We start from the raw sequence: 12,846 nt of genomic DNA on the forward strand, positions 1-12,846 counted from the left end.
CATCAGATATGTGATGACTCCCTTTCAATAAGTATGGGTTCAAGCACTATTTGTTCAGGTGGATTATCATAATAATGATGGTCTTTATTCAACTTCAAGAATAATTTTGCAGCTTCTTCACCCATTTTAACACTTTGCTGATCTATGGTGCTTAATGATGGTGATATATATGCGCCAAAAGCTTCGTTAGCAAAACCTATAACACGTATCTCATCCGGAACCTTGATATTGTATTCTTTTAACTGCTGCATTACTCCTAAAGCTGTATAATCTTCAAATGCAAACAATCCGTCAAAATCTATCTTTTTCTCGTGCAACTGCTTAATACAATCTCTGCCTAATTCAATGGAGGGTTTGCCATAAAAAATCAGCTCTTTTTCCAAAGGACGATTATATTGTTTAAGGGCATCTTTATATCCTTTAAAACGTTCTTTAAAGCTTTTGACATTTTGATCTGCTGATATGTGCACAATTCGCTTACAGCCATTTTTTATTAGATGTTCAGCCGCTAAAAAGCCTCCCCGGTAATCATCAATTCTAACGGTGGGTACTCCTAATTCATCTACAGCCCGGTCAAATAATAGTAATGGAATATCATTCTTTTTGATCTCGTAATAATGTTGGAGATCTTTTGTGCCCATGGCAATAGAAGATATAATACCATCTACCCGCGACTGAAGGAAAGTGTCAATTCCTTTCGTTTCATGATTAGAAGATTCGCTTGATTGATATAATAGAATCGTGTAACCATTTTCGTTCATTACTGTTTCAATCCCTAAAATGATTGAATTAAAGAAGGTTGCACCCAAATTAGGAACCATTACACCAATAACATTAGAACGGCCGGAGCGAAGTGCTGAAGCCACTTTGTTTTGCTGGTAATTTAAACGTTTGGCTACTTCTCTAACAGCTTCTTTTGTGGCTGCACTTATAGAAGGATGATCATTTAAGGCACGGGCAACTGATGAGAATGTAATGTTAAGTTCCTTTGCTATGTCGTGAATCGTTACCTTTTTCAATTGCGGATAATCTAATTTGGTCAGAAAAACGGAAAGCGCATCTTTAGAAAAACTACTCTAGAACACAAATCTCAAGGATGTAATAAGCCTCGGTTTTGTGTTTTTTTCAGTAGAGTAAATTTTTTTTGCAATAAAACTAAAGAAAAATTTTGTTTTAAAAAGTTTAAGTTTAATTTTACGCCAACGTTGGCGTTAATTGTGTACTTAACACTAAGGAGTAACTAAAAATGTCAATAGTCTGGGATAGCCTGATAACATGTACAAGAGATTAAAAAAATCAAGATAAATAACCGTTGGATCCCCTCCGCGGTTGAGTAGAATAAGATTTACTGGCTGTTTTTCTATTCTACAAAATATGTATAACTGGCTGTTATATATCTTTTAGAACCTGCAATAAATCTGCAGGTTTTTTTATTTTGTAGCTTGTTCCATCTTTAGACGGTTAATCCGCTAATTGTTGTAAGTTGTACGATAAAGATTAAAAAACACCTCTTTAGTTTTAGTTTTTTACTGCATAATTTCTTCCTGTTATTCAGTTTTCATTCTATCAAAACTTCCATTTTAGCTCTGTTTTAGATTAAATTAATCGCTTATTATTTGCAAAGTTGACCTGTAAATACACTTAATTATTGTTCGAAAAGATCGTTTTACTATTCAACTTGTTTCTAGTTTTTCAATGGCTCATTCAATAGATCTATCTTAATTGCTTAAAAATCAACTTTTTGATTGTTTTTATAATATTCATGGAAAATTGCTGTCCTTAAGTTGTTGATATACAGACTCTTTTACTGTCTATCTTTACCGCATGAAAGAGGTAAAGTTTTATGTCACTTCTGATATAAGTTGGTATAGAGATTTTTCAGTAAAAATTGGAAAAGCATTAGGCTCTTCAATTACCATTTTAAATAACACAATGGCACTTCCAAAGCCGGTGGGCGATGGCCGGTTTGAGTTCTTTGAATTGGAAGAAGGCTTAGGTATCCTTAAAACATATATTAACATAAAAGACTCAGTCAAATTCAAATTATTACCTCACCAATCAAATGATTACCTCATTTTACACATTAATCTTCGACCTGGTAAATCTTATATAGTTGATGCAAAAAACAATAAGGTTCATATTGGAAAAAACTGGGATGGGGGAATATTTTGTTCAAGTTCGGGTGCACCGGTTGAAATAATACTACCCCACGATGAATGGGCTAAAAGTATAACATTGATTATACATCGAATATGGATGTTCAGACACCTAGGCACAACAAAAAATGAGTTTGAAAGCGACTTAAGCAATATTTTTTTTAGAAATGGTTGTTTACAGTGTTCTTTAGAACTGAATATAGATATACTAAAAATTGCTGAAGAAATTCAGTTTTCCAGTGTACCATCAGAATGGAAAAAAGTACAATTAAAAGGCCAGTCACTTAAACTGCTTTCTTATTACATGCTTGCGGTTTCTAATTACAGTAAGCACAAAAGGCTCGATTATAAAGATGTAATGAGAATTATTTCGTTGAAAGAAAAGATGCAGGAAACGGTTAATCAAATTTGGCCTAAAACAGAAGTAGCAGCCAAACAATGTATGATGAGCAGATCAAAGTTTTTACGGCTATTTAAAATTATTTATGATAGAAATTATTACGATTTATATCAGGATATACGAATGCAAAAAGCTGCTGAAATGCTGGAACGCGGCAGCTCTGTTGCCGAAACTAGCAGAGAGGTTGGTTTTGTAAATACAAGTCATTTTTCCAAAGTTTTTAAAGACCATTTTTTTATTGAACCAAGTCTTTACAAAAATTAACTGATAGTACACTAAATGCGGGAGATATTTTAAAATGATTGAAGTTGAGTATTACTTTAATAGTGATAAAACATGGTTTATTGATTTTGCAAACTCATTAACAGCTGCAGCTGGAATTGAAACATCAGTTGTTGATAATAAACTTCATGTATCACCTTCACTTGGAGAGGGACATTTCGAGTTTTTGGAATTGGCAGAAGGATTAGGAATAGTACGTTCTGATTTTACATTTTATGAAGATTTGAAACTAATACGAAACCCTGTAAAAGCCAATGATTATTTTTTGATACATTTTAGTTTAAGTTTAGATCAGGTTACCGTTTATGACGCGAAAGGGCAGCAGATAGACCTTGGGAATCATTTATCCAAATCGATTTTTTATTCTTCTTCAGGTTTAGGGACCGAAGTTTTGTTTCCAAGGAACAAAAGGATAAAACGTGTACTTATTTATGCTAGCAGATCCTGGATTTTAAAGCAAATCAAATTTTTTAATATTGAGCAATTGGGTGTTGAAAAAAACTATGTTCAAAATATCCCATTTCAAAGCACCTATAATCTAGATATTAATAGTTATAATACTGCCAAAGAAATATTAGAGAAAAATATTCAGCATCCGATTCATTTATTATTCTTGAAAGGTGAAGTTTTAACACTAATTTCTAATTTCTATAAAATGGCCAATGAGTCCATTGATCGGAAAAATCGATTGCTTTTAACTGAAGTTGAACGTATATCATCGATGGTAAATGAATTAATCTTAAAGATGAATATTCCCTGGCCAGAAATAGAAGTAATTGCTAAAAGTTGTCAAATGAGTAAAACAAAGTTTGCAATACTTTTTCAGGAGTTATATAGCCTAAATTATTATTCATTCTATGTTAAAAAAAGAATTGAACATGCCTGTTCATTAATTTTAGATGGTACGTTAGTTTCTGAGGCAGGCTTAAGTGTATGTTACACTAATCTTGGCCATTTTTCTAAGGTTTTCAAAAAACATGTAGGAGTAAGTCCAAGTAAAATGAATGGAAAATGCAATGCAAATTGCCAAAGCTTTTATCATTGTATGCGGGCATTGAAAAATCAAATCGATTGATGAAATCACATTTTTCAAAATTTGCACTCTTTTAAGTATTATTAATAATAAAGAATCATCCTTCTCTCGCCGGATTGTTCCTTTTGGTTTCTTTCTTTTCTTTCTTTTTCTTAACTTTTCTTTATCGAAAATGAAAAATATGAAAGAGGTTGAGTGTAATATTACTACAGAGTTAAGTTGGTTAAAAGCTTATGCATCAAATCTTTCAAAGGCTTTTAATACTCCATTTAACCTGAAAGACAATAAAGTAATTTTTCCTGACTCAGTTGGATCCGGAGAGATTGGTTTTTATGCTTTCGAAGATAATTTTGGATTGATTAGAACGAAGCTATACCTGAAAGAAAGTTTTATATTCATTCGAAATGCAGTTCTTTCAAACGATTATTCCTTAATTCATTATAATGTAAGTGCACGAAAAATCAGACTGCAAAAGCCCTCAGGCATCGAAGTTGATTATGGTAATGATTGGAATGCATCTATTCACTATTTATCTGCTGCCCATGCTGGCGGTTTTCTCTTTACAAAGGAATTGGGAATGGGTATAATAACATTGGTTATGCACCGAACATGGATTCAGCGAAACTTAAGTAAGTATTTTGTTTCGGAAGGCGAGTTGTCGACTAAGTTTTTAGATAATGAGTCGGTTGATGGTTATTTACATATTGATCTTGAATCAATGAAAATAGTAAAAAACATCTTGGCTCTTAATGACGATACAAATTGGTACGCATTTTTAATGGAGGGGTATGCCTATAAATTGCTTTCTATATTCATCAGGAGGATGATGAAGAAAGAGTTTGCCAAAGAAAAACTAAGCTATAAGGATGTGATTAGGGTAATCGACTTGAAAGAACAGTTGGAGCAAAAAATTGGTAGCCCATGGCCAAAAATCGAAATAGTTGCTGAATCATGTCATATGAGTAGATCCAAGTTTTTAAAAGTATTCAAAAGTGTTTTTGGTAAAAATTATTATGATTTGTACCAGGAATTACGGATGCAAAAGGCAGCGGAGTTGCTAATCAGTGGATTTTCAATCAGTGAAACTGCAAAAAGTGTTGGTATTGTAAATCCAAGTCATTTCGCGAAAGAGTTTAAAGGATTTTTTTATATTGATCCAAGTAGTTATAAATAAAATAGAAAGTTTTATAATTATGCAGGAAATAGAATTTTATTTTGGTACAGGGAAGAAATGGTTGTTTGATCTTATTGAAGCCATTCAAGAGAAAATTGGAAGTAAATTAGTGGTTACCAGTAATAATAATATTATTACCTGGTCTACAAAATATAGAGAAGGTAAAGCAGAGTTTATTGAATTGGAAGAAGGTCTAGGTTTAGTCAGAGCCGACTATATGCTTAATGAAACGCTTACATTTAAGCATATTCCTTCAAAAAGTAACGATTATTTTTTTATTCATTTTAGCATCAGTCTTCATCAGCCGAATATTCACACTTCGGGCGAAATCATTGAAATGGGCAATAATTTTGCCAATGCAATTGTCTATATGTCATCGGCAATATCGTTTAATATTGTTTTTCCTAAAGGCGAAAAAATAAGAACGATAATTGTTACCGTTAGTAGAAACTGGATGCTAAATAAGATTTCATCCTTAAATATTTCTACAAAGGCCCCTTTGCCAGATTATCAAGAAAATAAACCATTTCAGGGAGCTTTTAACTTAGATTTAAACTGTTACAATATAGCTCAGGAATTACTGGATACTTATTATTGGGACCCTTCTCACACTTTATATATTAAGGGGACTGTGATTAATTTGTTAGCTATTTTCTTTAATAATTTTAGCAACACACTCGGTAAAGAAGAGCGATTGTTTTTAAACGATGCGGAAAAAATAAAAAAGCAGATAGAATTATTACATGAAAATTTACATGAGCCGTGGCCAGATCTGAAAACAATTGGTGTAAATTGTAACATGGGCAAATCGAAGTTTATGTCGCTTTTTGCAAAAATTTACGGTATAAATTATTATTCATACTATTTACAAGTAAGAATGCAAAATGCCTATAATCTACTATTAAATGGATTATCGGTATCAGAGGCCGGAAGAAGTGTGGGATACACAAATTTAGGCCATTTTTCAAAAGTCTATAAAGAACATTTTGGCGTTTCTCCAAGCCTAATTTCCTAACTCAATTAAAGGAATAGAACACTTTTTATTCGCATAAAATCTCACAGCGTCTCAAATATGATTTTTGCATTTAAACGATTTGAGCGATAAAATAATCTTCTCGAATAGTCTGGTAGCATTATCAATCTCCTTCCTTTATTTAATCAGTTTAGTTGTTTTTAAGAATTATTAGTCCCTGTATTCGATTGAAGAACAGGTGGATATGTTTTGTTTGTGCACTTTATGTTTAGAGTCATTTTCAATGGAATGTCTAAAAAAAAGAAATTTTTTGAATGATTCGAACGTGTTTGCGAATAGTATGGTAGCTACGAGTTAGCTTTTTTTGTAATGCTAAATGAAATTGAAATGAGTTGATAATTAATTAGTTAAAAACGAAGAGCTCTCAGTCTACTCAAATAGGATGGATGATTGGGTTCCAGGAAGTTAATGTCTTCAACATAACTTGAACCAAGATCCTTGATTTAAAATAATATACACTAAAATTTATGACACCTTATTTAAAACGTGTTTTACTCTCTATGCTATTTTCCGGGGTAATGCTGCTAGCTAAGGCGCAAAATGGAAATGTGGGAATTGGAACCACTACTCCTAACCAAGCTGCCGTGTTAGACGTAGTTGCTCCTAACAAGGGATTACTCATTCCACGAGTTTCACTTGCTAATATCAAGGATAGAGTAACTATTCCAAATCCTGTTGAAGCTTTATTAGTATATAATACCAATAAAGACATTGCAAACGGAAATGGTTTAGGTTTTTATTATTGGAGTGGGCCAAATGGTTCGCCTGTAAATGAATGGATTTATTTAACGCCAAACGGGACTTCTTCGTCCGCTGATGGATCAAAAATCTTTAATGGATCAGGCATTCCGTCCGTTACAATAGGTAAAAACAGTGATTTATATATTGACAATAATTCAGGAAACTACTATCAAAAAGATAGTCGTGGGAATTGGAATTTAGCTGGTAACCTAAAAGGCCCTCAAGGCTTAAAAGGAGATCCGGGAGTGGTAGGTGTTCAGGGAATGGCAGGCACCAGTGGCACTCCGGGCACTCCAGGCACACCGGGAGGTCCCGGAGAAGGAGTTACCATTGTAACTAATGATTCAGGTACATGGGTGTATAACCCAACCACCAATACATGGACTAATATTAACGGTGCTCAAGGCCCGCAAGGTGAGCAAGGTTTGGTGGGAGCACAAGGCCCGCAAGGTCCTCAAGGCTTAAAAGGAGATCCGGGAGTGGTAGGTGTTCAGGGTATGGCTGGCACCAGTGGCACTCCGGGTACTCCAGGCACACCGGGAGGTCCCGGAGAAGGAGTTACCATTGTAACTAATGATTCAGGTACATGGGTGTATAACCCAACCACCAATACATGGACTAATATCAATGGCGCTAAAGGCGACAAGGGCGATAAAGGAGAAATGGGTTATGCGGGAGGTAACGGCCAACCGGGTGCAGCAGGCTTAGATGGGTCGATCAATGTGTACGTAGATCAAACCACCAACACCGTTTACGTACGTGATCCGAACAATCCGGATAACTGGATTCCGATTAACGGCGCTAAAGGTGCTAAAGGAGATAAGGGAGATAAAGGAGAAATGGGCTATGCGGGAGGTAACGGCCAACCGGGTGCAGCAGGCTTGGACGGATCGATCAACGTGTATGTAGATCAAACCACCAACACCGTTTACGTCCGTGACCCGAACAATCCGGATAACTGGATTCCGATTAACGGCGCTAAAGGTGCTAAAGGAGATAAGGGTGACAAAGGAGAAATGGGCTATGCGGGAGGTAACGGCCAACCGGGTGCAGCAGGCTTGGACGGATCGATCAACGTGTATGTAGATCAAACTACTAATACCGTTTATGTACGTGACCCGAATAATCCGGATAACTGGATTCCGATTAACGGCGCCAAAGGAGATAAGGGTGATCCGGGAGTGGTAGGTGTTCAGGGAATGGCAGGCACCAGTGGCACTCCGGGTACTCCAGGCACACCGGGAGGTCCCGGAGAAGGAGTTACCATTGTAACTAATGATTCAGGTACATGGGTGTATAACCCAACCACCAATACATGGACTAATATTAACGGTGCACAAGGCCCGCAAGGTGAGCAAGGTTTGGTGGGAGCACAAGGCCCGCAAGGTCCTCAAGGCTTAAAAGGAGATCCGGGAGTGGTAGGTGTTCAGGGTATGGCTGGCACCAGTGGCACTCCGGGTACTCCAGGCACACCGGGAGGTCCCGGAGAAGGAGTTACCATTGTAACTAATGATTCAGGTACATGGGTGTACAACCCAACCACCAATACATGGACTAATATCAATGGCGCTAAAGGCGACAAGGGCGATAAAGGAGAAATGGGTTATGCGGGAGGTAACGGCCAACCGGGTGCAGCAGGCTTAGATGGGTCGATCAATGTGTACGTAGATCAAACCACCAACACCGTTTACGTACGTGATCCGAACAATCCGGATAACTGGATTCCGATTAACGGCGCTAAAGGTGCTAAAGGAGATAAGGGAGATAAAGGAGAAATGGGCTATGCGGGAGGTAACGGCCAACCGGGTGCAGCAGGCTTGGACGGATCGATCAACGTGTATGTAGATCAAACCACCAACACCGTTTACGTCCGTGACCCGAACAATCCGGATAACTGGATTCCGATTAACGGCGCTAAAGGTGCTAAAGGAGATAAGGGTGACAAAGGAGAAATGGGCTATGCGGGAGGTAACGGCCAACCGGGTGCAGCAGGCTTGGACGGATCGATCAACGTGTATGTAGATCAAACTACTAATACCGTTTATGTACGTGACCCGAATAATCCGGATAACTGGATTCCGATTAACGGCGCCAAAGGAGATAAGGGTGATCCGGGAGTGGTAGGTGTTCAGGGAATGGCTGGCACCAGTGGCACTCCGGGTACTCCAGGCACACCGGGAGGTCCCGGAGAAGGAGTTACCATTGTAACTAATGATTCAGGTACATGGGTGTATAACCCAACCACCAATACATGGACTAATATTAACGGTGCACAAGGCCCGCAAGGTCCTCAAGGCTTAAAAGGAGATCCGGGAGTGGTAGGTGTTCAGGGAATGGCAGGCACCAGTGGCACTCCGGGTACTCCAGGCACACCGGGAGGTCCCGGAGAAGGAGTTACCATTGTAACTAATGATTCAGGTACATGGGTGTATAACCCAACCACCAATACATGGACTAATATTAACGGTGCTCAAGGCCCGCAAGGTGAGCAAGGTTTGGTGGGAGCACAAGGCCCGCAAGGTCCTCAAGGCTTAAAAGGAGATCCGGGAGTGGTAGGTGTTCAGGGAATGGCAGGCACCAGTGGCACTCCGGGTACTCCAGGCACACCGGGAGGTCCCGGAGAAGGAGTTACCATTGTAACTAATGATTCAGGTACATGGGTGTACAACCCAACCACCAATACATGGACTAATATTAACGGTGCTCAAGGCCCGCAAGGTGAGCAAGGTTTGGTGGGAGCACAAGGCCCGCAAGGTCCTCAAGGCTTAAAAGGAGATCCGGGAGTGGTAGGTGTTCAGGGAATGGCAGGCACCAGTGGCACTCCGGGCACTCCGGGCACACCGGGAGGTCCCGGAGAAGGAGTTACCATTGTAACTAATGATTCAGGTACATGGGTGTATAACCCAACCTCCAATACATGGACCAAGATTAATGGTCCTCAGGGAGAACAAGGTCCGAAAGGTATTGATGGAACAAATGGATTAGATGGTAAAGGGATCAGTGGTACTAGCATTGATGTTAATGGTAATCTGATTATTACTTATACAGATGGAACAACGACAGATGCCGGTAAAGTAGTTGGTCCGAAAGGTATTGATGGAACAAATGGATTAGATGGTAAAGGGATCAGTGGTACTAGCATTGATGTTAATGGTAATCTGATTATTACTTATACAGATGGTACAAAAACAGATGCCGGTAAAGTGATAGGACCACAGGGGCCACAAGGTGAACAAGGTCCGCAAGGTCCGGTAGGACCTCCACCAACAACAGGAGCGGGTACACTTTCTGGTGCTAATTTGATAACAGTTAGTGATGGCGCTAATGCAGTGTTTAAAAATAATACAATCAGTTTGACAGGAGGTTCAGATGGTCAGCTATTGCAGAGTGTTGGAACAACTCCAACATGGGTTGATGCCAATACTGTGGTAAAAGGTAATTCATCAGTAACCAGTCCTAAATCTACGGTAACAGTTACTGGTACAAACACAGTTCTTGGTGCTACAACAGTAGATATTACTCCTGGAAGTGGTAATACAATTATGACAACCGACGGATCTGGTAATGTAGTATGGAGTACACAGGTTCCAATAGCGATTACTGGTAATAACTCGGTAAGTAGTCCGAATGCCACTATCAATGTATCAGGAACCAATACTGTGTTAGGCGCTACTACCGTGGATATTAAGCCAGGAGCAAATAACACTATGATGATGACTAATAATAGTGGTGTAGTAACCTGGGTAGATCCGGCAACTGTTAACACCAAAGGAGATAACCTCGGTAACCACGTTGCTACTCAGAATTTAAACATGAGCGGTAACAACATAAATAATATTGCCAAAGCCAGTACTGTAAATCTTTCTGTTAGTAACGGTGCTGCTATGGGCAAGGTAGCTGTATCAGATGCTACAGGTAATATTATCTGGACAGACGCAACTGCATTACAGACGGTGGATTGGAAATTAAATGGTAATAAGAACGGAGCAGTTAAAACATTGGGGACAACGGATAATTATGATCTGCCGTTAATAACCAATAATATAGAAAGAGTCAGATTAATAACTCCTGTAACAGCTTCTGATACAGCAGAATTTAAGTTAGGTTCTGGTTCCGGTAAATACACTCGTTTATCCTTTGGCAATTTTTCTACTTCAACACCATCTGTATCACATATACGTCTCTTCAGTGGAGCATATGAGAGTATTTACGGCTTTGGAGTATCAAGCGGTCAACTTAATTATAGTTCTGGTCAGGGGTCGCACGTGTTTTATACCGGACCGTATAATGCATTATCACAAAAAATGATAATTACAAATTCAGGAAAGGTAGGAATAGGAACTTCAAATCCATCTGAATTATTAGATGTTGCAGGAGATGCTAAAATAGCTAATAAAATTACGACTCAATATGCTGCGATAACCAAAGGCTTTAATGGAGTGGGAGCAAACACAGGTTCTGTGGCAACATCTGCAGACGCAAATGGTAATGTGATTTGGAAGAATTCTCAGGATCTTGTTTTGGTAAAATATGTAAAACGAATCTCTGCCAATTATACCGTCGACTTTGCAATCGATGATGTGATATTGGTTGATGCATCCAACGGAAGCGTGTCTGTGGGAATTCCAACAACAGGGGCAGTATCCGGCAGAGTACTTACCATTAAACGTGTTGATACTTCTTCAAATTCTGTAATTATTGATTTTACTGCAGGATTCGTGGACGAAACTGATCACCTAATCAGTGTAGGGCAAAAGATAACCTACCAGATTATCGCTGAGAGTTCAACCAAATGGCAAACTATTTCAAGATTCTAAACTAAGCTGATTGAAGTGATTGCTTAGTTGTAATCGCTTCTTTTTTAGATAATTAAAATTGTTTATTTAATAGAGAAGAATGAAAATACTGCTTAAGGTAACGGTTTTTGTATTGAGTTTAGCATATAGCAGCTCGTCACTTGCTCAGGTGGGTATGGTTGCAAATAATCCGGATAAATCGGCTGTGTTGGACATGAGAGCTACTTCAAACCAAGGACTTTTAATTCCAAATGTAAATCTCAAAAGTACTACCGACAAAACGATAATTACGAATCCTGTACAAAGTTTGTTGGTTTACAATACGAATGCTGCGATAATAGGGGATGGTGCAGAAGGAGAAGGTTTTTATTTCTGGGATACCAATAGATGGGTTAAGCTGATCGCAACTAATGATACTATTGGATGGGGTTTATCGGGTAATGGGAATGTTAATTCTGATGTTCATTTTGTTGGTACGACTGATTCAAAGGATTGGATAGTTAAGACAAATAATACGGAAAGACTGCGTGTGCTTGCCGAAGGTAATATAGGTATAGGCACAAATGCACCAATCAATTCACTTCATGTTAAATCGAATTCAGATCCTGTAAGGTTAGAAGGTTTGGCAACCTCAACCGATCCATCTGACATAACACTTGTGGCTGATGGAAACGGTGTTGTTCGTAAGGCTAAGGCCGGTGCATCTTATGTGGCCTTTCTCCAATCAGCTGTTCCCCAAACTTATAAAATTACTTCATTTGGAGCCAGTTCTGCAACCAATTCTGATCCAATTACATTTACCAATGATGAGGTAAAGGTAAATACTATTGGTTCCTGGGATGGCTCTTCAGTGTTTACAGTTAATGAGAATGGTTTATATGAAGTCTATGCCAGTGCTAATTTTATCAGTGTAAATGGACCTGATGCCGATTTGAATATATCTCTTGAATTACAACAAGAGACTGGTAATGGATGGCAAACTGTTTTAGGAGCAAGGACAATATACTCTAAAAGTTGGGCCAACCTGACAATCAGCTGCCCCTTGGGAGGAATAGTAAGTTTAACTGCAGGAACAAAACTAAAACTTGTTATTCATAGAATGGGTGGAGGTATTGTTACTGGTGGCAAAGTAGGAGCTGATTGTGGTGTGCATGGTGTTACTTTTTCGAAGGTGCTGAAACTTAATAAAATAGGATAACGGCATAGAGAAGCAAATTAAAATTGCTTCAGG

General features: G+C 38.4%; 7 protein-coding genes. 6 read left to right on the forward strand and 1 reads right to left on the reverse strand.

Annotation, left to right across the window (positions count from 1 at the left end):
• Nucleotides 1-2: 2 nt before the first annotated feature.
• Nucleotides 3-1,019: a LacI family DNA-binding transcriptional regulator gene (locus SOLCA_RS05335; protein ID WP_014679428.1), complete on the reverse strand. Its 1,017-nt coding sequence runs from the start codon at nucleotides 1,017-1,019 to the stop codon at nucleotides 3-5.
• Nucleotides 1,020-1,824: 805 nt separating this feature from the next.
• Here SOLCA_RS05335 and SOLCA_RS05340 point away from each other — a divergent pair.
• The 6 genes from SOLCA_RS05340 to SOLCA_RS05365 all read left to right on the forward strand — a co-directional run bounded on the left by SOLCA_RS05340 (nucleotide 1,825) and on the right by SOLCA_RS05365 (nucleotide 12,813).
• A complete protein-coding gene (locus tag SOLCA_RS05340) occupies nucleotides 1,825-2,820 on the forward strand; it encodes a helix-turn-helix transcriptional regulator (RefSeq protein ID WP_014679429.1) in 996 nt (331 codons plus the stop codon).
• A 34-nt stretch (nucleotides 2,821-2,854) separates the two neighbouring features.
• Nucleotides 2,855-3,913, forward strand: a complete 1,059-nt coding sequence (locus tag SOLCA_RS05345; RefSeq protein ID WP_014679430.1) for a helix-turn-helix domain-containing protein — start codon at nucleotides 2,855-2,857, stop codon at nucleotides 3,911-3,913.
• A 130-nt stretch (nucleotides 3,914-4,043) separates the two neighbouring features.
• Nucleotides 4,044-5,045, forward strand: coding sequence for a helix-turn-helix domain-containing protein (locus SOLCA_RS05350; protein ID WP_014679431.1), 1,002 nt, complete (start codon nucleotides 4,044-4,046; stop codon nucleotides 5,043-5,045).
• Between the two features lie 19 nt (nucleotides 5,046-5,064).
• Nucleotides 5,065-6,060, forward strand: coding sequence for a helix-turn-helix transcriptional regulator (locus SOLCA_RS05355; protein WP_014679432.1), 996 nt, complete (start codon nucleotides 5,065-5,067; stop codon nucleotides 6,058-6,060).
• A 485-nt stretch (nucleotides 6,061-6,545) separates the two neighbouring features.
• Nucleotides 6,546-11,636 (forward strand): collagen-like domain-containing protein, encoded by a 5,091-nt coding sequence (locus tag SOLCA_RS22150; protein ID WP_014679433.1) that lies wholly within the window; start codon nucleotides 6,546-6,548, stop codon nucleotides 11,634-11,636.
• 79 nt (nucleotides 11,637-11,715) lie between these two features.
• Nucleotides 11,716-12,813, forward strand: a complete 1,098-nt coding sequence (locus tag SOLCA_RS05365) for a hypothetical protein (protein WP_014679434.1) — start codon at nucleotides 11,716-11,718, stop codon at nucleotides 12,811-12,813.
• Nucleotides 12,814-12,846 lie beyond the last annotated feature (33 nt).

The sequence above is a fragment of the Solitalea canadensis DSM 3403 genome, assembly GCF_000242635.2.
GTDB classification, from domain to species: Bacteria; Bacteroidota; Bacteroidia; order Sphingobacteriales; family Sphingobacteriaceae; genus Solitalea; species Solitalea canadensis.

Coding starts and splice junctions, on each gene's coding strand:
- SOLCA_RS05350 (WP_014679431.1), top strand. CDS start 4,044: ATGAAAAATATGAAAGAGGTTGAGTGTAATATTACTACAGAGTTAAGT.
- SOLCA_RS05355 (WP_014679432.1), top strand. CDS start 5,065: ATGCAGGAAATAGAATTTTATTTTGGTACAGGGAAGAAATGGTTGTTT.
- SOLCA_RS05365 (WP_014679434.1), top strand. CDS start 11,716: ATGAAAATACTGCTTAAGGTAACGGTTTTTGTATTGAGTTTAGCATAT.
- SOLCA_RS05340 (WP_014679429.1), top strand. CDS start 1,825: ATGAAAGAGGTAAAGTTTTATGTCACTTCTGATATAAGTTGGTATAGA.
- SOLCA_RS22150 (WP_014679433.1), top strand. CDS start 6,546: ATGACACCTTATTTAAAACGTGTTTTACTCTCTATGCTATTTTCCGGG.
- SOLCA_RS05345 (WP_014679430.1), top strand. CDS start 2,855: ATGATTGAAGTTGAGTATTACTTTAATAGTGATAAAACATGGTTTATT.